This is a genomic window from Sphingobium sp. (assembly GCF_032153725.1).
In the GTDB taxonomy this organism is placed as follows: domain Bacteria; phylum Pseudomonadota; class Alphaproteobacteria; order Sphingomonadales; family Sphingomonadaceae; genus Sphingobium.
Window position 1 is genome coordinate 13161 of sequence record NZ_JALDYQ010000056.1, and the last position, 22194, is coordinate 35354.

Below are 22194 nucleotides of genomic sequence, written 5' to 3' on the forward strand. Positions count from 1 at the left end.
CAGGGATTGAGATGGCTTCGTCCGGGCGCGTTGGCGTCCGGAAAGCCATGTCTGTATCTGTCGATCGCACGGACGTAAGTGGCCTTATCCGAAAAGGCTGATCGGCGGGTTCATTAGTTTCCTTCATGACGACGCGAATTCAATTCGCTTCTTCGGCAACGGCATGAGTGGCAGGAATTTCGTTGAATTATTCCAAGGTAGCAAGAGGCTCTGAGAGAGCGATGACAATCGAAAAAACAGCCGTGGCCGCGGATGGCGTGAAGCTCCATTATTCCATCCACGGATCAGGTCCGCTTCGCCTGGCGTTGACCCATTCGCTGGCGATGACCGGAAGTTTCTGGACGCGGCTGATCGACGCCCTCGGCGACCACGCCACCGTGCTGAGCTGGGATTGTCGCGGCCATGGCGCCTCCGACAAGCCGGCGGGGCCGTATACAGTGGAAATGTTTGGCGATGATCTCGCCACGGTTTTCGACGCGGCGGGCTGGGATCGTGCGATCTGCGCGGGCGCATCGATGGGCGGCACGGTCACGCTCGCCTTCGCTGCCCGGCATCCCGCCCGGGTTTCCGCCCTGGGCCTGATCGACACGACGGCGTCCTACGGGGCTGGCGCGCCCGAAGCATGGGAAGGCCGTGCCCAGAAGGCGCGCGATGAAGGTCTGGCCTCGCTGACGGCCTTTCAGGAGACGCGCTGGTTCAGCGACGGCTTCCGCGCCGCCAATCCTGGCCTTGTCGCCGAATGCGTGGAGATTTTCTGCGCCAATGATCTCAATGCCTATGGCGAAACCTGCAGGATGTTGGGTGCGGCCGATCTGATCGATCAACTTCCCGCCATCCGCGTGCCCACCATGATTTTGGTGGGCGATGAGGATTATGCCACCCCGCCTCCGATGGCCGAGCAGATGCATGGCCTGATCGGGGGATCGACGCTGGAGATCATAGCGGGCGCGCGTCACCTGACGCCGCTCGAATGTCCAGACCTGATCGCGGACCGACTGTTGACGCTGGCGCGAAAGGTTGAGGCGTGAAATTCGAGGGCCGCTTCCGGATAGCTGCACCGCGCGACGAAGTGTTCGCGCGACTCAACGATCCCCAATTCTTCGTGTCCTGCCTGGAGGGGGTGAGCGATCTCAAGGAGATCGACGCGGACCATTACACCGCGACGCTCGAAACCAGGATCGCCTATATCAAGTTTCGCTTCGACATGGCCGTGGCACTGCTGGAGCGTACCGCGCCCGAACGTGTCGTCGCGCAGCTGGAAGGAACGCCGCTGGGTACGGTGGGCCGGCTGACGACGATGGCCGTCGCCAATCTGGTCGATGCCGAGGGCGGCCGCGAGACGGATATCGTCTATGAGATGGAAGTCGCCCTGACCGGAAAGCTCGGGAGCCTCGGGCAGCCGGTCATGAAGTCCAAGGCCCGGGAAATGGAGCAGGGCTTTGTTCGCAAGGCAAGTGCTGCCTTCATTGACGAAGCGCCCGCCTCCAATGCGGCTGCTCCAACGACCAAGCCCAAGCCGGCGGGAACCAGGCCTGTACGGTCACGACAGGGCGTTCTGCGCCTGTGGCTCGCTCGCCTCGCCAGGACGATCGCCGCGCGGCTGAACCCCGATCTCCCGGATTGGCAAGGCGGTCAGGCTTCGGAAGCGCATGTCGACCCTCCGGCGGACGCGGCCGGTCCGGCGGTAGCGGTCGGGACTGTGAATCGGGGAGGGGCTGCCAGGACGACGCTCGACTTCGATCTCGTCCGTCCCAGCTCCGTGGCGGACGCCATAGGGCTGCTGTCCGGCGATGATCCGACCGTTCGCCCATTTTCCGGTGGAACGGCCCTGATGCTGATGATGAAGAGCGGCGTGTTCAAACCTACGCGGCTTGTCGATCTGTCTGGTCTTGAAAGTGAATTGGGCGGCGTCGCGCGGACTGGGAACGGCGGCCTCAAGATCGGTGGTCTTACGCGTCTTGCCGAACTGGGCGAGAATGCGGATGTCCGGGCGATCGCGCCGGTGATCACCCATGCCATTCCCCGCCTGTCGAATGTGCGCGTGCGTAACGCGGCACGGGTCGGCGGCTGCCTTGCCCATGGCGATCCGCATATGGATCTGCCCCCTATCCTCGCTTGTCTGAGGGCGGAAGCCGAAATCGCCGGTCCGGGCGGAACGCGCCTGCTGCCGCTCGAAGAGCTTTATGTCGGCTATTATCAGACGCTACTGGTTCAGGGCGAAATCATCGCCCATGTCCACATTCCCTCGCAGGCAAGCTGGCAGAGCGTTTATCGCAAGATGACCGTGCGGACCTATGATGACTGGCCTGCATTGGGCGTGGCGGTGTCGGCGCGGCTGGAAGGAGGCACCGTTCGGGACTCGCGCGTCGTCGTGTCGGCCGCAACTGAGAAGGTCACGCGCCTTGCGGATGTGGAAGCCTTGATCCGGGGCAAGGAACTTTCCGCCGACCTGTGCCGCAAGGCGGGCGAACTCGCCGCCGAAGCGGTCGATACCGTCAGCGATGTCCAGGGAACCGCCGCTTATAAGAAGGTTCTTATCGAAGTCGAATTGGGCCGGGCGCTTGAAGCGTTCATCGAAGAGGGAGTAGTCGCATGAAGAAGATTGACTATCCCCAGGCTCAGGGGCCTGTGGCCGGGCCGCAGGTCGGGACGTCACCGCCACGGCTGGAGGCGCGGCGAAAGGTCACCGGCCGCGCGGCCTATGTCCACAATATGACGGTGCCGCGCATGTTGCATGCCAAGGTGTTCCGCAGCACGGTGGCGCACGGCCGCATCCGGTCGATCGACGTGTCCGAGGCACTGGCCTTGCCCGGCGTCCATTGGGTGCTGACCGGCGAGGATATCCGTGAGCTGGTGCCCAATCCCTATTACGGACCCGCCTTTCACGACCAGCCCGTGCTCGCGCTCGAAAAGGTACGCTATGTCGGGGAGCCCGTGGCGGTGGTGCTGGCGGACGATCCCTATGTGGCGGCGGATGCGGCGAATATGATCGTCGCGGAATATGATCTGCTCGAACCCGTCTATGACGAGATCGAGGCCATGACGTCCTCGGCGATCGTGCATGAGGAACTGAAGCCAGCCGGCACTTTCCCGGACCTCAAGCATCTGAACGGCAAACGCGACACGAATATCGCGCTGGATTATCATCTGCGCCGGGGCGACGTGGAGGCGGCGTTTGCCGGTGCGGATCGCGTGTTCGAGCATGAGTTCCGCACGCAGGCGACCATGCATGTGCCGCTTGAACCCATGGTTTCCATGGCGGTTCCCGATGATGACCGGCTCATCATCCATACCGCCTCGCAAAGCCCCTCCTTCGTGCGGCTGGAGATCGCGCGGCTGCTGGGCTGGCCGGAAAACCGGGTACAGGTGAAGGTGCCGCATCTGGGCGGGGGTTTCGGCGCGAAGCTATACATCAAGTTGGAGGCGTTGGTCGCCTGCGCGGCTCTGATCGCCCGTGCACCGGTGAAACTGTCGCTGACGATGGAAGAGCAGTTCTACACCATCACCAAGCATCCGACGACCTTCCGGATCAAGACGGCGGTGGACGGCGAAGGCCGGATCACCGGGCGGCGCTGCCAGATATACTGGAACGGCGGCGCCTATGCCGATATCGGCCCACGCGTCACGCAGAAATCCGGCTTCACGGCGCCCGGTCCCTATGACATCGATAATGTCGAGATCGAATCCTATGCGCTCTATACCAACCGGCCCCCGGCGGGCGCGCTGCGCGGCTTCGGCATTCCCCAGCTGGTCTGGGCCTATGAAAGCCAGGCCGACCTCATAGCCCGTGCATTGGGGCAAGACCCGCTGGAATTCCGGCGGCGCAACCTGCTGCGCGATGGACGGCCCCAGGCGACGGGCACCATCATGCAGGACAGCGCCATTCACGAAACGCTGGAACTGGTGGCGGAGCGGATCGGCTGGACCGAACCGTTCGATCGCGGCACTGGTCCTGTGAAACGCGGGCGTGGCATTGCAATCGGGTTCAAGGCGTCGATTTCGCCCACCACATCGGTTGCGATGGTGACCATTGCGGCGGACGGCAGCGTATCGCTGTCGATCTCCACCGTGGATATGGGGCAGGGGTCCGACACCGCCATGGCGCAGATCGTGGCGGAGGTGCTCGGCATCAGGACGCAGGAGGTGAATGTCGTCCATCCTGACACCGATGCGACCCCCTATGACATGGCGACACTGGGTTCCCGTTCCACCTACCATACGGGCAACGCCGTGAAGCTGGCCGCCGAGGATGCGCGCGCCAAGCTCTGGGCCATGGCGCGCGAGGCGGGCATCGATCCGCAAGCCGGTTTTTCGCGCGTCGCCGTTTTCAAGGCGCATTACGGCATGCAGGCCGGCACGATCATTGGCACGGGGACCTTCATCCCCGATTATGCTCCGGCCGATGCCGATGGTCAGTCCCCGCTCGTCACGCCCTATTGGATGATCGGCGCGACCGCGGTCGAGGTGGAGGTTGACACCCGGACCGGGCATTTGCGAATCGCGCGCATGATCAATGCGGTCGATTGCGGCAAGCCGCTCAACCCGCGCATCGTCGAAACGCAGATTTCCGGCGCTGCGACCATGCAGCTTGGCTTCACCTTGTCGGAGGAAATGAATTTCGAGGCAGGACAGGTCACGAACGCGTCCTTCTCCGATTACAAGATTCCGGGCATCCACGATATTCCCGTCGTCATGGAAAATCACATCATCGAAGCGGAGCAGAGCAACGCGCCCTTCGGCGCGAAGGGGGTCGGGGAAAGTTCGACCTTCGGCATTTCCCCGTCGATCGCCAATGCAATCGAGGATGCCGTCGGCGTGCGCCTGTTCGAGCTGCCGCTGACGCCGGAAAAGGTGCTGCGCGCCATCCGCGACGCGGCCGGCAATCCCCTGAAGGACTAGAGATATGAGCAAGGATATTGCCTTCACCCTCAACGCCCGGCCGGTCAGCGTAACCGTCGGCTCGCATGAAAACGCCGTCGATGTGCTGCGCCGCTTCGATCTTTTCGGCGCGCGGGAAAGTTGCGGGCAGGGCCTTTGTGGTTGCTGCACGATCCGGGTGGACGGCAAGCCGCTTTCGGGGTGCCTGACGCTCGCGCTGAAACTGGACGGCGCGACGGTCGAGACGGTCGAGTCCCTCGATGCCGATGGTCAGCTCGACCCGGTGCAACAGGCCTTCATCGATCAGGGCGCCTTCCAGTGCGGCTTCTGCACACCGGGCTTCGTCATGATGACGAAGCATCTTCTGCGCGACCATCCCAATCCGGATGACGAAGAGATTCGAAGCTATCTTTCGGGCAATCTCTGCCGCTGCGCGACCTATCCGGAAATATTGAAGGCGGTGAAGGACGCGGCGAAGAAGATCGCCACCGCGGCGGCATGATTGCAGCGCCTCACACTCAGCTTGTTTGGAAATAATCGATGAGCGGTTCGCTTTCGCACCTTCGGGTGCTTGACCTTTCCCGTATCCTGGCCGGTCCCTGGTGCGCGCAATTGCTTGGCGATCTGGGCGCCGAGATCATCAAGGTCGAGCGGCCGGGGGCGGGTGACGATACGCGTGGCTGGGGTCCCCCCTTTCTGGAGACGGAGGATGGGCAGCAGGGCGATGCCGCCTATTTTCTCTGCGCCAACCGCAACAAAGGTTCGGTGACGATTGATTTCACGCAACCCCAGGGGCAGGAACTGATCCGGCAACTGGTGGCCGATTGCGACATTCTGATCGAAAATTTCAAGGTCGGCGGCCTGAAGAAATATGGCCTAGATTATGAGGCTCTGGCGGAGATCAATCCGCGGCTGATCTATTGCTCGATCACGGGTTTTGGGCAGACCGGGCCTTATGCGCCGCGCGCCGGCTATGATTTCCTCATCCAGGCCATGGGCGGGCTGATGAGCATCACCGGACGCAAGGACGGCGAGCCGGGAAGCGGGCCTCAGAAAGTCGGGGTCGCGCTGACCGATATCCTGACCGGCCTCTATGGCGCGGTCGGTATTCTCGCCGCGCTTGCCGATCGAGAGCACACCGGCAAAGGCCAGCATATCGATGTCGCGCTGCTGGATGTCCACGTGGCCTGTCTTGCCAATCAGGCGATGAATTATCTTGTCGGCGGAACCGCGCCGGTGGCGCTGGGCAATTCCCATCCCAATATCGTGCCCTATCAGGACTTCGCCACCAGTGACGGCCATATGGTCATCGCCGTCGGCAATGACGAGCAATTCGCGCGCCTGTGCACCGCCTTGGGCGATGCATCGCTGGCCAGCGATCAACGCTATGCGACCAATCGCGGGCGCGTGGAGAATCGGGCGGTGCTTGTCCCCCGGCTGGACGAACTCACCCGGCAGCGCAAGACGGCGGAATGGGTCGCGCTGCTTGAACAGGTCGGGGTGCCTTGCGGGCCGATCAACGATCTGGAGCAGGTCTTCCAGGACCCCCAGATCATTGCGCGGGGCCTCAAGGTCGACCTTCCCCATGCGGCAGCGGGTTCCGCGCCCAGCGTCGCCAACCCGCTCAGGCTTTCCAGGACGCCCGTGGACTATCGCACCGCGCCGCCAGTGCTCGGCGGCGATACCGAGCGGGTGCTGAAAGACAGGCTTGGCCTGGACGCCGATCAGCTCGAAAAGCTGCGTGCGGCGGGCATTGTCTGAAACTTCGCCTATCTTCCTCCGGGGGGCGTTCCTAAGCCATCATTAGTTCTGTTCATGACTGTTGCGGATTTTATCGCTTGTGGATGGCGGGGCGGCGTCCATAATTGTTGTTTGTAGGAGATCATGCCTTGGCGCGGGGTCTTTTTGAGCGAAGCGTGTCCTTGCCGGCGCTTGGCGGATAAGTTGAGAGGATGTTGGGAAGCGGCCATGATTTTTCATAATTCGATCCCCGCGACCGATCCGCAGAAGGTGGCCGAGGCGATTGCGCAGATCTGGGGCGGGAAGGCGGAAGCCTTTCGTTTTCCGCCCTGGCCGGGCGCCTATGTGGCGATAGCCGGGGACGAGCGCGGGACGACGATGGAAGTCTATCCGCGTGAGCAGACGATGGCGCCGGGGGAGGGGGATGACCCCGCCTGGCCACGTCCTGACGAGAGCCCGTCGCAATATGTGGCCTTTCATGTCGCGACGATGACGTCGAAGACGGTGGAGGAGGTGCTGGCGATCGCGGAGCGGGCCGGTTGGCGCGCATTGCGCTGCTCGCGGGGCGATTTCTTCGATGTCATCGAAGTGTGGGTCGAAAACCGCATGCTGCTCGAAGTCCTGACCCCTGAAATGCAGGCGGACTACAGGAAGAATGTAAACCTCGAAATGTGGCGATGGACCAAAGAGGAACAATGAGCTTCATCAATATTGAGATTCGCGACGCCGTTGCCGTCGTGACCATGAACGCCCCCGAAGCCCGGAACGCGCTGGGGTCCGACGCCCAATACGGCGCGATCGAGGATGTGTGCCGCCGCATTTCGGGGGACAGGTCCATCCGCGCCGTCATCTGGACTGGCGCGGGTCGCGCCTTTTGCGCGGGCGGCGACATCAAACTGATGCGCGATCGGGTTTTCGATCCTGAGATCGAGCCGATCGAGGACCGTTATCATTATAAGGAGGGAATCCATCGGATTCCGCTGGCCCTCTACAATCTCGAAGTGCCGGTCATCGCGGCGGTGAATGGACCCGCGATCGGGGCGGGACTCGATCTGGCCTGCATGTGCGATATCCGCATAGCGGGCGAGAGGGCGAAATTCGCGGAGAGTTTCGTCACGCTCGGCATCATACCGGGGGATGGGGGCGCGTTCCTGCTGCAACGCCTGGTCGGTCCTTCGAAGGCCGCCGAGATGACGTTCACCGGCGATGTCATCGATGCCGCGGCCGCTCTGCAATGCGGCCTTGTGTCGCAAGTGGTGCCTGACGAGGAATTGATGGCCCGGGCGCTCGACCTTGCCCAGCGTATCGCGAAAAATCCGACGCATGTGCTTAGAATGTCGAAGCGCCTCCTTCGCGAAGCGCAGCACGCCCGGCTGGAAACCGTGCTGGAGCTTTCGGCCTCCTTCCAGGCGCTGGCGCATGCGACGAAAGACCACAGGGACCGGATCGATGCCGCCGTCGGCCGTCTGGGCACCAGCAAGAACTGATAGAGGGACAAGTCAATGCGGACCGAATATGTGAAGGTTCCGATGCGGAACGGTGGCGAAATGGGCGCCTATATCGCCTATCCCGACAAGACCCCCGCCGGTTCGGTGATCGCGATCATGGAAATCTGGGGCGTCAACGACACCATGCGGTATCACGCCAAGGAATTTGCCGAGGCCGGTTATATCTGTCTGGTGCCCGACCTGTTCTGGAGGCAGGAAGCGGGCGTCGAGCTTTCGGATCGTGATCCTCAGGACGTCGAAAAGGCTTTCGATCTCTATTATGGTTTCGACTATGATCTGGGCGTCGAAGACATGGAGGATGTCGAGGCCTATCTGAAGACGCTTCCGGAATCGAACGGCAAGGTCGGCGCGGTCGGCTACTGCCTGGGTGGCAAGCTGTGCTATATGATGTGCTGCCGTACCGAAATCGATTGCGCGGTCGCTTATTACGGCACCTATATCGAGCATAATATCCGCGAAGCCGGCAATCTGCATCGGCCGTTCATGCTTCATATGGCGATGAAGGACCGGTGGGTGCAGGCCGAGGTGAACGAACTGCTGATGCGCAAGCTTTCGCCCCTTCCGCTGGTCGAAATCCATCAATATCCCGGAGCGGATCATGCCTTCGCCCGGCATGGCGGGTTGACCTATAGCAAGCCGGAGGCCGACAAGGCCCTCGCGCTGTCGATCGAGTTTTTCGATCGGCATCTGGAACAGGCTCCTGCCACGGCCTGAGTCCGCTTCCGCCGCCCGTTCTCCATGTGCGCGGCGGCGGTGGCCCATGTCGTGACGATCACCAAACCAGCAAGATGCTTTGAGGCCTTATGACAACGACTTCCTTTGTTCCCGATCCGCCCGTCCTCACCAGCAGGGAAAGGGATCGCCGTTGGGGCCTGCTGCGCGACATGATGCGCAAAAATGGCGTCGAATGCCTGTTGGTGCCGCCTGCGTCGCACCGCTATCCGGCGGACCAGTATTTCACCAATTCCCTGCCCGGCTGTACCGTTGTCTTCCCGCTCGACAGCGAGCCGGTCGCCTTCCATCGCGGTGCGTCCGTTGCCGGTTCCTGGTTGCAGGCCCGTGACTGGGGCGAAGGCGACTGGATCGAAGACATGCGTTTTGGTCCGCGCGGCGCCCTGATCGTCGAGGTGCTCAAGGAACGTGGGCTGACCGGCGCACGGATCGGCACCATCGCTGCCCTGGGCGGGCCGAATCTCGCTCCGGTCGGATGGACGCCGCACGGCCTGTGGACGAGCCTGAAGGATGCGCTGCCCGATGCGACCTTCGTCGAACTGTGGGACGATTTCGCCGCTATCTGGCTGACGAAGAGCGAGGAGGAAATCGCGCTCTACCGCTATGTGTCGGACGTATGCGAAAAGGCCTGTGAAGCCATGCTCGAAACGACCCGGCCCGGGGTGAGCGAGAGCGAAATCTATGCCGCGATGATGAGCGTCTATTATCGCCATTGCGCAACGCCGGCCCATGACCTGTTCATCCATTCCGGCACCGACAATCTGAGCTGGGACGCGCCGCGATGGCTCTACCGCGCGCAAAAGCCGCGCGTCATCCAGCAGGGCGACGTCGTGATGTCGGAGATCATGGCGGTGGTCGGCGGCATCGAAGGGCAAGCGCAGATGTGCATCGCCGTGGGCGAAGTCGCCGAGCCTTTCCATCGCGCATCCAGGGTTGCGCGCGAATCCTATGAGGCTGGCCTTGCCACGATCCGGGCGGGCGTGAGGTTCGGCGAAGTCGCGGACGCCATGCAGGAACCGCTTCTGCGCGCCGGCGCCTGGCATCTCACGCCTCATGTGCACAGTGTCAGCCCGCTTACGCTGGTCAGCCCCGTGACCGAAGGGCTCGATCCCAGCGTGAAAGATGCGTTCAGGCGTGTCGATCAGCTCGGCGGCAGCGGCCTTGATGTCGTTCTTGAGGCCGGCATGTCGATCCAGCTTGAGCCCAATGCCGCATTCGGCCGCCAACAGGTCAATATCGGCGGCAATGTGCTGGTGACGGCCGACGGGTGCGAGGAACTCAACGAACTGCCCAATCATATGCGGTTCGTGGGGTAGATCCGATGCAATCCGTCTCAACCGCAACCGCCGATTTCAAAGATCCGCTGGAGTTCCGGAGGATTCTTGGGCATGTGCCTACTGCCGTCAGCGTGATAACCGCGCTGACGGAGGCTCATGAGCCGATCGGCATGGTGGTCGGCACGTTCACGTCCGTGTCGCTCGATCCGCCGCTGGTCGGTTTCCTTCCCGATCGGAAGTCGCGGACATGGCCGCTGATCGAGGCGGCCGGGCATTTCTGCGCGAACATATTGGCGGCGGATCAGACCGCGCTGTGCCGCCAGATCGCCGGCAAGGGCGAGGACAGGTTCGCAGGGATCGACTATACGGTTTCGGGCCATGGGCTGCCGATCATCGCCAATGCCCTGGCAAGCATCGAATGCCGCATCCATTCGGTCAATGATGCTGGCGACCATTTCTTCGTTCTGGGCGAAGTGCTGGGAATGGAGGCCGTTCGCGCCGCAGATCCGCTGCTGTTCTTTTGCGGCAAATATGGCGGCTTTGCGGATCTGAACTGATCGGGGCCCGTTCGCGCCGTTGCTGCGCCGCGATCGGAAAGAAATCATTCCGCTCCCATGGCCGCAGGCGGTGTTGAACCGCATGCGGCCCTTTTTTGCCTATTTCAACAGCTCCGAGAATTCGTCGCGCGCCCAGGAGATGAATTTCGCCACTTTCGAATATCCCGCCCTGTTGGCGGGATACACCAGATGATATCCAAAAGACGTCTGAAGCCGGATCGAGAATGGCTCGACAAGTTTCCCACTGATAATATCGTCCCGAACGACCGCGCTGCGGCCCAGCGCGACGCCCAAACCTTCGATCGCGAGCTGGAAGGAAGGAAACAGAAGGTCGCAGGCGAGGTCCCGTGTCAGGCTGAGATCCGAAATGCCCGCTCTCCGCAGCCAAAAAGGCCAGTCATCGCGAAGGATCAGCGGAGAGACGGTCCTGATTATGACATGTCCCGTCAGATCCTTGGGTTCATTGAGCGGAATTGGACCGTCAAGCAGGCTGGGGCTGCAGACCGGGAAAAGCTCTTCGGTGGTGATGCGGTTCACCTCATAACCGGGCCAGTCACCCTCGACGCCGTAGAGCATCGCGACATCGCAATCATTTCTGATCGCGTCCGACGATGTCGGCAGGATTTTCAGGCGAACCTGGATATCGGGGTTCGATGCGGTAAAATTCTTAAGGTGAGGGATCAGGCATTTCATCGCAAAAGTGCCGAGCGCCCCGATCGTAAGGACGTCGTCATTATTCTGGCGTGTCGCGCGATCCATTGCCAGGCGGAGTTCGGCAATCGCAGCGCGCGCCACATTGTAGATTTCGGACCCTGCCTCGGTCACCTGGATTTCGTTTCCGATGCGGTCGAACAGCTTGACGTTCAGCAGTTCTTCAAGCTTGCGGATCTGGTGGCTGACGGCGCTCTGGGTCAGATTGAGTTCGATGGCCGCGCGCGTGAAGCTGCGATGTCGCGCTGCGGCCTCAAACGCGCGGAGCCCCGTCATGGAGGGAAAGATATTCCGCATCGGATTGCTCACTCAGACGATCCCTACATCCTGTTCATCCGGTGCCTCGTTGGCACGATTGCGGCCCTTGCGGAACCTGAAATCGCCTCAATCATGTCATATTCGGGCGATTTCCGCCTGTTCGGGATCGTTCCTCCAATAAGGTTCGATGTCCTGTCGGCCGCCGTTGAGGAGGCCACGCCATGATCGAAACCATTCATGACTGCCTGAATTCGTTGCGTTTGTGAATCCTGCGCCCGCCCATCACCCTGGTCTGATCGAGCGGGGCTGGACAGCCTGACCCTGTGCCGGTGGACAGAAAGGGGGAATGAAAATGGATTCTGGTCGCATGTCGACCCTTGCGGGAAATGCCGCTGTGCCATGGTATCGAACGCTGAGCAGGCGGCAATGGAATGTCCTGCTCGCCTCCAATCTGGGCTGGCTGTTCGATGGATTTGAAAATTATGCTTTGATCCTCACGGCCGCTCCGGCCTTGAAGCAACTGCTGCCGGCCGCCAGTCAGCCGCAACTTTCCTTCTTCGTCGGCCTGATCATGGCGATCAATTTGCTGGGATGGGGGATTGGCGGGCTTCTGGGCGGGATCGCCGCGGACTATATCGGCCGGAAACGGATGATGATGGCGGCCATTCTGGGTTATTCGATCATGACCGGCCTGTCCGCCTTTGCTTTCTCCTGGTGGTCCTTCGCGATCCTGCGTTTCCTTGTCGGCATGACGGTCGGATCGGAATGGGCGATCGGCAGTTCGATGGTCGCGGAAATCTGGCCCGACCGTGCACGGGGCAAAGGCGCGGGCCTTATGCAATGCGGTCTGGGCGTCGGTTTCTTCATCGCTTCATTCGCATGGCTCTTCCTGTCGCCGACAGGGCCCTCGGCGTGGCGATATATGTACCTTCTCGGTGTCGTGCCGGCCCTTCTCACCCTGTGGATAAGGCGATCGGTCGAAGAATCGGAAGTCTGGAAAGCCATGGCGAAGCGCAGAGAGAACGCGAAACTCATGGTGGCGGAAGGCGGCGAGCTTGCTTTCCCGGAACGACAGCTTGCCAGATTCACGCTGGTCGATCTGCTCTCCGACAGGGAAAGCTTCAGGACCACATGCCTCGTTCTCCTCATGTCGCTTGCGACGACCGTCGGCTTCTGGAGCGTTTCGACCTGGGTTCCGCAATTTGTGGGCGCCGTCGCATCGAGCCGGGGCCATGACGCGGCGAGTTGGGCGAGCTTTGCCGGTATGGCCTACACTGCGGGGTCGATCACGGGATATGTCGCTTTGGGTTTCCTCGCGGATGCGCTCGGCCGCAAGCCGGTTACACTGGGCTTCTACATCGGTGCGCTGGCCTTTACTCCGCTCCTCTTCTTTGGAAGGCATGACCCGGTCTGGTTGCTCATGCTTGCCTTTGCCAATGCCATTTTCTCGAACGGGCAATATACATGGATGGCGGTCTGGCTGCCGGAACTCTATCCCACTCGCATCCGCGCAACGGCTATGGCCTTCGTCTTCAATTCTCCGCGCTTCCTGGCCTTCGTCGGTCCGATCGTGGCGGGGAGCCTGATCACGGCCCTGGGCGGCTATGGTTGGGCGGCCATGACGCTCTCCTCTGTGTACCTGATCGGGGTGTTTGCCGCGCCCTTCCTGCCGGAAACGCGTGGCAAGCCATTGCCCGCGTGAGGGGAGCGCTCCCCTTCATGAATCCCTGTCATGGGCAAATCAGGCCATTTCATTTGCCTCGCCGTGCTGGGCGCCTAAAAGATCGGCGTATCCGAAGGATCGGCGGAGTGCAGTCAGTTTAGGCTGCGCTCCCCCTGAAATCGATGCGAACGCAATTCGCATGCGGCGCAGTGGGTGAAACGATTCCGGAACGGGAGAGAGGGATTTTGGACAATCACGAGATCTTTGCCCGGTTGACTGAAGCGGGAACGCGCAAGGCTTTGATCACCCTGGTCACCGCTCTGGGCTCTTCCGTCCGTGCCCCTGGGGCACATATGGCCGTGACCGATGACGGCGCCTATGTCGGTTCCTTCTCCGGTGGCTGCATCGAACGAGCGGTCGCGGCGGAAGCCGTGGCCGCGATCGAGGAAGATGCCGCCCGTATCGTGCGCTTCGGGCAGGGATCTTCCTATATCGATATCCGACTGCCCTGCGGTGGCGGCGTCGATCTGCATTTTCAACCATGGGACTTTCCCCAGCTTGATATCTTGATCGGCAATGCCCTCGACCGACGTGAACCGTTCGGTCTTGACCTGTTTCTGGACGGCAGGCCCCCGGCCTTTGTCGATGCCTATCAGCCGACCACATGGGACATGGAGGGCCGTGTCGTTCATATCGGGCACTGGCCCCGGCCCAGACTCCTCATCATTGGGCACGGGGCGGGCGTCCGAAGGCTGGCGGATCAGGGCAAGGCATGGGGAGCGGAAATCAGCGTTCTCACGCCGGACGCAGACCTTGTCGAAACCATGAGCGGGCAGGGGTATGACATTGGCCGGCTGTACCGGACCTCGGACGTAGACGCCGTGCGATCCGACCGCTGGACGGCGGTGATATTCCTTTTCCACGATCATGACTGGGAACGCACTTTGCTGGCCCATGCGCTCGATCTGCCCAGCTTCTTCATTGGCGCCATGGGAAGCCGGCGCGCGCATGCGGTACGCCGTGACGGCTTGCGGGAGATGGGCGTATGCGAACGCAGGATCGGAAAGATCCGCGCGCCGATCGGACTTTTCCACTCCGCCCGCGATCCGTCCACTCTCGCGGTTTCGATCCTGGCACAGGTGGCCGATACATATCGCAAGGCAGACTTCACCGCTGCTGGCAATGCCACCGAGGTTCAGCGCAAACAACTACTGCGGGCAAGCTGAAGGCTACGCAACGGTCGATTTGAAAACGCACTCAAAACAGGAGAGTTTAGAATGTTCACTCATGTGATGGTCGGCACCAACGATCTGGGCAAGGCCCGCGCCTTTTATGATGCGGTTTTCCAGGCAATCGGCGCTGCACCGGGCGTCGAATTCCATGGCCGCGCATTCTACAGTCACAAGGGGACCGGTTTCGGTGTCGGCGCACCCGCTGACGGCAATGCGGCAACCTATGCCAATGGTGGAACCGTCGGGTTCGCTGCGGTCAACCAGGATGCCGTGGACGCATGGCACGCGGCTGGTTTGGTCAATGGTGGAGTTTGCGATGGGACGCCGGGCCACCGGCCGTTGGCGCCGGGCAACACCTATGCCGCCTATCTGCGCGATCCCGACGGCAACAAGCTTTGCGCTTCCTGCCAACTGGGCTGAGCTATCGCGACGATTGGTCGTCCGGGTGGAACCTGGACGGCTACTCCGTCCTGGACAATTGATTCCAGCCGATTGCCGACCACGGGTGAAATGCAATTCCATTCTGTCCCCATCGGCCTGCCCGGCCTCTCATCTGGATTCCGATCATTATCGAGGAAGTTGTTGTGCTTGAAATTCATGTGACCGATCGATTGGGCGAAACGCGCAAGGTGCAAGCCGAGGAAGGTTTGACCCTTATGGAGGCGTTGCGCGACAATGGTACGGACGAACTGATGGCGCTGTGCGGTGGATGCTGTTCCTGCGCTACCTGCCATGTCTACATCCGGTCTGGAAATCTGGCTGGGCTTCCTGCGGTGAGCGATGATGAGAATGATTTGCTCGACAGCAGCAATGCGCGACAGGCTGATAGCCGCCTGTCTTGCCAGATTCCGCTGACAGCTGCGCTCGGAGATATTCATGTCACTATCGCACCGGAGGATTGATTGGTGTTCGCGAGAAAATTGCAATTTGAAGAGGAAGCGCGCTCCCGCAACCAACTCAAACGATATTTATCGTCGGTCGTGGGCCCACTCTTATGCTGTCGACAAATCGACAGGATTCCGGCCAGATCGTCGCGGATATCGATCTTCGTCTGTTCACCATCGGGCAACACGACAATGCATTCCAATATCGAGTGGATGATCTCCCGCGCCTGAATCCTCAGCCCCTCCTCCATGCCGTTCAGCGCCAGATAGAGCTGCTCTAACTGCTTGCGGTAGTGCAGTGCCATATTCGGATGGAGCAAAAAGGGGAGGGGCTTCGGTCGTCAAAGGCTTCGAGCTGCGGCGCAAGACTCGAAGAGCTTGGCGTGGTCCCGTTAAGAGGGCCGACACCCGCAGCATGCAGCAAAATGGGCGCCGATAGGGGCGTCGCCGTTTCGCCCATTGGCTGCGCGGTTGGCACGAATTGGCAGGAGCCTATCGTGGTGTGAACGTGCTGCTTTTGTGGTCCAGGGAGAAGGATGTCCACCGGGCCATTGGTAATCAACCAGCCAAGAGGCTCGCCGGCAAAACGAACCTTTGCCCTCGGCGACGATGCGGCATGGATTAAAGCGCCCGTGCCGACCGTTTCCAATCGGAGTATCAAGCGTGGGAGCCATTCGTGCGTCATTTCATATCGGCCGCAATCGCAATTCTGGCGATCGCTTCGCCCGCATGGGCGGCGGACCAACTAGGGGAGCAATCCACTGTGACCCGACGGACACGCGTGGGCACTGGTGCCGAGCTGTCGACGGGAGTCGAATATCAGGACGGGACCTTTGGAACCGCGCAGAAGGTCGAGACAACATCCGTTCCCACGAGTTTGCGCATTGCGAGCGGTCGGTTTCAATTGACCGCGACGCTACCCTATCTGCGAATTGATGCCCCCGGCAATGTCGTGGGCGGCGGCGGTGGGCTCTTTGGCTTTCCGATCATTGTTGATCCAAGCCAACCGGCGACCCGCGTGCGGCGCGAGGGGCTGGGGGATTTGCGACTGGGCGCATCCTATCTCGTACCCCTTTCAGGCGTTGGACTTACTCTGATGGGGCAGGTGAAATTGCCGACGGCGTCGCAGCGCAAGAATTTGGGGACCGGTAAGCCAGATTATATGATGGGAGCCGAGCTGGCGAAAAGCTTCGGCCGCGTCACGCCTTTTGCCGACCTCACCTATACCATTGCGGGCGATCCTCAGGGTTTTGATCTGCGTAATTCCATTTCGGCTCGGGCCGGTGTCGCCGGGCAGATTGCTGCCGGCTTGCGGGGACATATTTCATACGATTATGCGCAGAGTCTGAGCCGCCTCGCGCCTGATCAGGAGCAAATCTCGACCGGGATCAATGCGGGTCTTACGAATCGGCTATCACTTGGCCTTTATGGCAGCGCCGGGCTGTCGCAGGGCGCACCGGATCTGGGCGCTGGCCTCCAGCTTGGCGTGAGGCTGTTCTAAAAGGATCTACGCTTATCCATCACTCTCTGGGGCGGCTGCCGGTTGCGCGCGTAGCTGCCGTGCCGGCTAATGCCAGGCGGAGATTTCAGGAGAAGTCGCCTTGAGCACAATCGAACGCGCGGCGCGCGCCATGTATGAAACCGTTCAGCCGAAATGGGCCTGGAATGATCCCGATGCCGAGCTTTTTGCGCCGCATGTACAGATTGCCCTTGCCGCTCATGGGTAGCCCGGAGTCGGCTCACCCCCATGCCGACGGAATTTCTTCAGGGCTTTCAGGCAGCTTCGCGGTTCTTGAAGCGCCAACTCTCGTTGCCGGTTTCGATGATGTCGCAATGGTGCGTCAGCCGGTCGAGCAGCGCGGTCGTCATTTGGCATCGCCGAACACCGGAGGCCATTCGCCGAACGCGAGGTTGGTGGTCACCATGATCGAGGTCTGCTCGTAGAGCCGGCTGACCAGGTGGAACAGCAACTGACCGCCAGACAGCGCGTACGGCAGATAGCCCAGCTCGTCGAGGATCACCAAGTCGAGCCGGGACAGATGATCGGCAATGCGCCCCGCTTTTCCTGCGCGGGTTTCAGCTTCGAACCGGTTCACCAGGTCGATGGTGTTGTAATATCTGACCCTGGCGCCGGTGCGCACGCAGGAGCGCCCGATCGCAATGGCAAGGTGGGTTTGCCCGGTTCCGGTTCCTCCGACCAGCACGGCATTGCGCTGGTTGGTCAGGAAGGCGCCGGTGGCCCCATTCTCCCTAACTGTGTGAATTATGGTTGAAAGTCTTTTGTCAAACGCAGCCTAAGGAATCTCTCACATCGCCTCTCTACGTTGCGTTCAAAGGCAGCAGATATCGAGGTAGGTCGCAATGTAGTCATTCTGGAGAATGACCTTCTTGCGTTCGATCTTCCAGCCGTCTGCATCGGAACGAAGCGTGAATTTGCTATAGCCGAAATAGCTTATGCTCGCTTCCTGCCTTGGGAAGAAGACATGATTGGTGAAGGTGGTGCGGGCGCGGATCACCGCTGCGTCGCTTTCGGGCGGCTCCTCGAGCCGGATATTGCTCCGCAAGTGAGCGGTACGCAGCGGCGGCCGTCCCGCCGGGGACTGCGCCGAACGGATGCGGACGATGCGGTCTTCCAGGCCGGCGCGGCTTGCGTAATAGATGAGGGAAAGCGTTCGCATGGGATCGTGTCCGAGCCGTCCGTCGCGGCTCCATGCGGGCACCCAGTAAACGCAGTCGGGTGCGTATAGATCGACCCACTCGTCCCACCGTTGCTCTTCGAGCAGCACCGCTTCGCGTTCGATGATATCGCGCGCGATGTCTAGTGCGTCCTTCGGGGAAAGCCCCGCGATGGCTGGGGCACCGCTCATGCCGATGCTCCGCCGATAGGCGTCGCCATCATGACGGCCCATTGCCGATACGCGGCGTGAAGTTGCGTCTCGAAGCCGCTCTTGATCATTCCCGTGACGGATTCCACCGCATTGATGCCAAAGGCTTCCGCGCGCTCGCTTGCACCTGGCTGGACATCGCCGGCCCCACGCATATAGCCCTGAAGCCAGCCATCGCCGCCGCCGTTCAGCCCTTCCTGGCAAAGTTCATATACGGCGCTGTCGTCCGGAGTCGCGAGCCCGCTGGCGTTGTAGAAATCCTCGAAGGCGCGCAGGCGGAGCGCACGATATTCGTCGCTCTCGCCGACCGCGCCAAGACAGTAATAATGCATCTCCGTGAGATTGGGCCCGATCGGCCGGATCACACGTAGCGCGAGCGCCGTGTTCTGGATCAGCTGCAAATTGGGGAAAATCAGGGTGTTGTAGTTGAGGTCGACCCACCGGGCTCGATCCTCGGGAACACGGCTAGCGATCTCTTCCATGTCGATGAACGGCCGCCGGTCGGCCGCCGGCAACTCGTTCACCAACGCGCAGTGCCCGTTCTGAAATGAGAAGGCGCTTTGCAACGCTTCCATATTCTTTGCGAAATCGAGCGAATTGGCCGACATATTGCCTTGCCCTTCGCGACGCCTGGCCATGACCCCGAGGAAGCTTGCATGCGTGGTCGTCAGGTGATAGCCGTCGAGCCCGTTGTCGAGCTGCAACTTCCAGTTGCCGCGATAGGTATAGACGCTGCGCCCGGGAATTGGCTCTAAGCCTTGCGGACCTTGGTCCATGGCAAGGTCGATAAAGAACTTCATCGAGCCGAGAAAATCCTCGAGCGTCTCGACCGTGTCCGAAAGGCTTCCGAAGACAAGGCCCCGGTAGGTACCGATGCGGGCGATCGGCTCTAGACCATGATCAAGACTGTCGAAAGCTGCCGGGTACGCCCCCGCCGCCTTTTCCTTAATGCCCAGCGCGTTGCCCGAGCTGTCGAAAGACCAGGCATGATAGGGACAGACGAATAATCGGCTATTGCCCTGTTGCTCTTGGCAAACGACCGCGCCGCGGTGCGGACATTTATTGCGGAAGGCACGGACGACCCCGTCCTTGCCGCGTACGACCAGTATCGGCGCACGGCCGATCCAGCTGGTGACGAAATCGTTATTTTCGCCAAGATCGGACTCGAAGGCGAGAAAGTTCCAGCTTCGCTCGAAGATCAGCTTCATCTCGAGATCGAACAGGTCGGGATCAGTGAAGACCCGGCTATGCACACGAAACACGCCGTCGCCCGGACGATCGTCGACGAGCTCGTGAATCTTGAAATCATGCTGCCCCATCAGCTACGCGTCCTTTTTCGTTTCCTGGATAGGTGGAGGCAATGCCGTTTCCGCATTAGGCGCGAAGGCGCAAATCTTGTTGCCGTCGGGATGGACTCTCCTCACAATTGTATCGTGTTTCGCAACGATATCGAGGCGAGCTTAAAGGCGGCATTTACCGCTGAATCATGAAATCTTGTCATGACTGCCCCATATTATTTTTGCCGGGCCGTCTTCGCTATCCACGTCGCAGAGCGAATTCGCGCATTTCCGGCGCTGCACTCGGACCATAAGCGCGCTGGCGGACCAGGGTGCTGGTTCAATGAGTGTCTGGCGTTCAGATTGCCAAAGGAACAGACCGGCACCGACGATGACCGTGATACCGATGAGTGTCCAGAAGTCCGGATGCTCGTCGAAAAGTAGCCAGCCGAACGACACCGCGCCAACGATTTGGATATAGGTCATCGGCGCGATCTGGGATGCAATCGCCCTAGTTGTACCAAGATAGACCAGGCCATGAGCAAGGCTTGCCAGGCTGGCGACGAGGACGACGCCGATAATAACCCTGGCCTCGGGAGGTCCGGGAATGGCGGGCCCGAAACCGGTGGATTGCACCACCAGTGCGAACGGGGCCAGACAGACTGCCGCGATTCCTGCCATGACGACCTGAGCGCCCAATGCGGACGATCGCCCTGCGACTACACGATTGCCGATCACCATCAGGCTCATGCCGAAAGCCCCAACCAACGGCAGCATCGCGGGCCAACCGAGCAGGAGGATGTTGGGCCTAAGGACGACGAGTACGCCCGTGAAGGCCACCGCTATAGAGAACCATGTCCTGCGTTCGGCCTTTTCCTTGAGGATGAGGCTCGACAGGATTGCCGTAATCATTGGGCTTGTGAAGAATATCGCCGTCGTCGTCGCGAGCGGCAGCAACTTTACAGATGCAAAAAAGCAGGCAGAAGCGACCGCCATGCCCACCCCGCGAAGCAACTGGATGCGAGGCGCAGGAACGGCAAAACCGGCGCGGCCCTCACGCAGCGCGACAAGAGTCGCCAACAGGCCCGCTCCGATTGCGAAGCGCAATGCGGCAATCGCGACGGGAGGCCAGAGGCCGATGATGCATTTCACGACGGCGTCGCTGACAGATAGCAGCGCAAACCCTGTCGCTGCGACCAGCATGGCGCCGCGCTCGTCCGTCCGCATTGTGAATATCCACTTGGTTCGGGCCGGGAAGAGCGGCTCGGCCACAATCAAAATGCATGTGCCACCCGGAGGCGGCCCGCAAGAACAAGTTGAGATGGGCAGTCGCCACCGCGAACAGCTGCCACGCTCAGGCCTTCGGTTCAAGCCTGAGCGGCAGTTCGACGGCGGCAAGGACCGGATAGCTGGTTCGCTTGACCGGACCAATGATCGTGATCGCCGACGTTTCGCGAAGCAACGTCTCGATCGCGATGCGCATGTCAAGGCGCGCAAGATGCTGACCGAGACATTGATGCATGCCAAAGCCGAAAGAAAGATGCCCCTTGCCGGCCCGATCAATATCAAACTTCCCGGGATTCGGGAAACGCTTCGGATCGTTGTTCGCCGAACCATAGTTGGTTAGGACGAACTGGCCAGCCTTGATCGTTTCGCCGCCAAGCTCGGTGTCGACGAGGCATTTGCGAAGAAGGGCCTGCTGAGGTGCATCCATGCGCAGGCTTTCCTCGAGCGCATCCGGGATGCGATCGGGATTGGCGCGCAGGAAGGCCTGCAAATCCTGATCCTCCGCGAGGCGATAGGCGAAATTGGAAATAGCCGCGGTGGTCGTCGCGTGTCCGGCGAGCATCATCGCGATGGTGAGCTGGATAATCTCGGGGTCGGTGAGCTTGCGACCCCCGACCTCACCCGTAACGAAGCTGTTGATGATATCGTCCTGGGGGTGGGCGCGGCGGGTGTCGATAATGTTCTGAATATAGGGAATGAACTTAGCGAAGCGTGCGGCCCGCGCTGTCTGGTCCGGGGCCGCAAGGAAGCCGGCGCTCTCGTCGTCGTTCACGAAGGCAAAGTGGATCGGCCAATCCTCATCGGGCACGCCGAGAAAGCGGCAGAGCACGCGGGTCGGGAACTTCGCGGCGAAGTCCATGTAGAATTCGACGTCGCGACGCGCGACCATCTCACCGACCATTTCCTCGGCGAATACCGTGATATCGCTTTCGATCCGGCCAACGACATTGGGCGGAAAATTCGGATTGAGCAGCTTGCGAAAACCGGTGTGCAGCGGTGGATCGGCGAACAACGGAATGATGTTCGGATGGCCATTTTCGTTATGCGCGACATTGCTGCTGAAGGCGCGGAAATTTTTGAGCACGCTCATCAGCTCGTCATATCCCCAAGCGCCCCACCATTCGACTTGGCCGCCGTCGACATGCACCCGGCTGATCGGGCATCGCGTGAGAAGGTCCGAATAGACTTCAGCCGCCTCGGCGCTCGGGTCGTTCTCAAAAACTTTCGTTTCCTTCTCTACGTCCCAGTCCGTAGTCATCTCTACCTCCAGTTATATTGTCATCAGTGAGTTGGCCGATCCTCGCC

At 60.9% G+C, this 22194-nt stretch carries 23 protein-coding genes and 1 pseudogene; 17 read left to right on the forward strand and 7 right to left on the reverse strand.

What is annotated here, in order from left to right:
- Nucleotides 1-221: 221 nt before the first annotated feature.
- The 10 genes from RUH75_RS16840 to RUH75_RS16885 all read left to right on the forward strand — a co-directional run bounded on the left by RUH75_RS16840 (nt 222) and on the right by RUH75_RS16885 (nt 10692).
- Nucleotides 222-1028 (forward strand): alpha/beta fold hydrolase, encoded by an 807-nt coding sequence (locus RUH75_RS16840; protein ID WP_313808144.1) that lies wholly within the window; start codon nt 222-224, stop codon nt 1026-1028.
- Complete coding sequence (locus RUH75_RS16845; protein ID WP_313808146.1) at nt 1025-2596, forward strand: FAD binding domain-containing protein; 1572 nt, start codon at nt 1025-1027, stop codon at nt 2594-2596. The genes RUH75_RS16840 and RUH75_RS16845 overlap by 4 nt, the downstream gene beginning before the upstream one ends.
- Nucleotides 2593-4899 (forward strand): xanthine dehydrogenase family protein molybdopterin-binding subunit, encoded by a 2307-nt coding sequence (locus RUH75_RS16850; RefSeq protein ID WP_313808148.1) that lies wholly within the window; start codon nt 2593-2595, stop codon nt 4897-4899. Before RUH75_RS16845 ends, RUH75_RS16850 begins: the two co-directional genes overlap by 4 nt.
- Nucleotides 4900-4903: 4 nt before the next feature.
- A complete protein-coding gene (locus RUH75_RS16855; protein ID WP_313808150.1) occupies nt 4904-5380 on the forward strand; it encodes a (2Fe-2S)-binding protein in 477 nt (158 codons plus the stop codon).
- 38 nt (nt 5381-5418) lie between these two features.
- Nucleotides 5419-6639 (forward strand): CaiB/BaiF CoA-transferase family protein, encoded by a 1221-nt coding sequence (locus RUH75_RS16860; RefSeq protein WP_313808152.1) that lies wholly within the window; start codon nt 5419-5421, stop codon nt 6637-6639.
- Nucleotides 6640-6846: 207 nt separating this feature from the next.
- Nucleotides 6847-7317 (forward strand): hypothetical protein, encoded by a 471-nt coding sequence (locus tag RUH75_RS16865; RefSeq protein WP_313808155.1) that lies wholly within the window; start codon nt 6847-6849, stop codon nt 7315-7317.
- Nucleotides 7314-8105 carry a crotonase/enoyl-CoA hydratase family protein gene (locus RUH75_RS16870; protein ID WP_313808158.1) on the forward strand — a complete coding sequence of 264 codons (792 nt, stop codon included), beginning with the start codon at nt 7314-7316 and terminating at the stop codon, nt 8103-8105. The genes RUH75_RS16865 and RUH75_RS16870 overlap by 4 nt, the downstream gene beginning before the upstream one ends.
- Before the next feature lie 15 nt (nt 8106-8120).
- Nucleotides 8121-8840: a dienelactone hydrolase family protein gene (locus RUH75_RS16875; protein ID WP_313808160.1), complete on the forward strand. Its 720-nt coding sequence runs from the start codon at nt 8121-8123 to the stop codon at nt 8838-8840.
- An 89-nt stretch (nt 8841-8929) separates the two neighbouring features.
- Nucleotides 8930-10174, forward strand: a complete 1245-nt coding sequence (locus RUH75_RS16880; protein ID WP_313808162.1) for a M24 family metallopeptidase — start codon at nt 8930-8932, stop codon at nt 10172-10174.
- A gap of 74 nt (nt 10175-10248) precedes the next feature.
- A complete protein-coding gene (locus tag RUH75_RS16885) occupies nt 10249-10692 on the forward strand; it encodes a flavin reductase family protein (protein WP_313808164.1) in 444 nt (147 codons plus the stop codon).
- A gap of 99 nt (nt 10693-10791) precedes the next feature.
- Here the strand turns inward: RUH75_RS16885 and RUH75_RS23710 are convergent, their stop codons facing one another.
- Nucleotides 10792-11700, reverse strand: a complete 909-nt coding sequence (locus RUH75_RS23710; RefSeq protein WP_409592387.1) for a LysR substrate-binding domain-containing protein — start codon at nt 11698-11700, stop codon at nt 10792-10794.
- A gap of 313 nt (nt 11701-12013) precedes the next feature.
- On the opposite strand from RUH75_RS23710, the gene RUH75_RS16895 reads away from it, so the two are divergent.
- The 4 genes from RUH75_RS16895 to RUH75_RS16910 all read left to right on the forward strand — a co-directional run bounded on the left by RUH75_RS16895 (nt 12014) and on the right by RUH75_RS16910 (nt 15458).
- Nucleotides 12014-13363, forward strand: a complete 1350-nt coding sequence (locus RUH75_RS16895; protein WP_313808168.1) for an MFS transporter — start codon at nt 12014-12016, stop codon at nt 13361-13363.
- A 143-nt stretch (nt 13364-13506) separates the two neighbouring features.
- Entirely contained in the window at nt 13507-14550 is a 1044-nt protein-coding gene (locus RUH75_RS16900; RefSeq protein ID WP_313808170.1) for an XdhC family protein, read from the forward strand.
- A gap of 51 nt (nt 14551-14601) precedes the next feature.
- On the forward strand, nt 14602-14976 hold the full coding sequence (locus RUH75_RS16905) for a VOC family protein (protein WP_313808172.1): 375 nt from the start codon (nt 14602-14604) through the stop codon (nt 14974-14976).
- Nucleotides 14977-15140: 164 nt separating this feature from the next.
- Complete coding sequence (locus tag RUH75_RS16910) at nt 15141-15458, forward strand: 2Fe-2S iron-sulfur cluster-binding protein (protein WP_313808175.1); 318 nt, start codon at nt 15141-15143, stop codon at nt 15456-15458.
- On the opposite strand, the gene RUH75_RS16915 is transcribed toward RUH75_RS16910, so the two are convergent.
- Nucleotides 15431-15745, reverse strand: coding sequence for a hypothetical protein (locus tag RUH75_RS16915; RefSeq protein WP_313808177.1), 315 nt, complete (start codon nt 15743-15745; stop codon nt 15431-15433). The genes RUH75_RS16910 and RUH75_RS16915 overlap by 28 nt on opposite strands.
- A gap of 458 nt (nt 15746-16203) precedes the next feature.
- Here RUH75_RS16915 and RUH75_RS16920 point away from each other — a divergent pair, with 458 nt between their 5' ends.
- The gene (locus RUH75_RS16920; protein WP_313808179.1) at nt 16204-16941 is read left to right on the forward strand and encodes a transporter; all 738 of its coding nucleotides are present in this window, start codon (nt 16204-16206) and stop codon (nt 16939-16941) included.
- Between the two features lie 100 nt (nt 16942-17041).
- Complete coding sequence (locus RUH75_RS16925; protein WP_313808181.1) at nt 17042-17167, forward strand: hypothetical protein; 126 nt, start codon at nt 17042-17044, stop codon at nt 17165-17167.
- 46 nt (nt 17168-17213) lie between these two features.
- Here RUH75_RS16925 and RUH75_RS16930 read toward each other — a convergent pair.
- The 5 genes and pseudogenes from RUH75_RS16930 to RUH75_RS16950 all read right to left on the reverse strand — a co-directional run.
- Nucleotides 17214-17680 (reverse strand): annotated as a pseudogene (locus RUH75_RS16930) (ATP-binding protein); the annotation flags it as partial.
- Nucleotides 17681-17770: 90 nt separating this feature from the next.
- Nucleotides 17771-18307, reverse strand: coding sequence for an aromatic-ring-hydroxylating dioxygenase subunit beta (locus tag RUH75_RS16935; RefSeq protein ID WP_313808183.1), 537 nt, complete (start codon nt 18305-18307; stop codon nt 17771-17773).
- Nucleotides 18304-19644: a Rieske 2Fe-2S domain-containing protein gene (locus tag RUH75_RS16940; protein WP_313808185.1), complete on the reverse strand. Its 1341-nt coding sequence runs from the start codon at nt 19642-19644 to the stop codon at nt 18304-18306. Before RUH75_RS16940 ends, RUH75_RS16935 begins: the two co-directional genes overlap by 4 nt.
- Nucleotides 19645-19809: 165 nt before the next feature.
- Nucleotides 19810-20829 (reverse strand): DMT family transporter, encoded by a 1020-nt coding sequence (locus RUH75_RS16945; protein ID WP_313808187.1) that lies wholly within the window; start codon nt 20827-20829, stop codon nt 19810-19812.
- Between the two features lie 127 nt (nt 20830-20956).
- A complete protein-coding gene (locus RUH75_RS16950; RefSeq protein ID WP_313808189.1) occupies nt 20957-21661 on the reverse strand; it encodes a cytochrome P450 in 705 nt (234 codons plus the stop codon).
- Nucleotides 21662-21670: 9 nt separating this feature from the next.
- On the opposite strand from RUH75_RS16950, the gene RUH75_RS16955 reads away from it, so the two are divergent.
- Complete coding sequence (locus tag RUH75_RS16955) at nt 21671-22177, forward strand: hypothetical protein (protein ID WP_313808191.1); 507 nt, start codon at nt 21671-21673, stop codon at nt 22175-22177.
- Nucleotides 22178-22194: the final 17 nt, after the last annotated feature.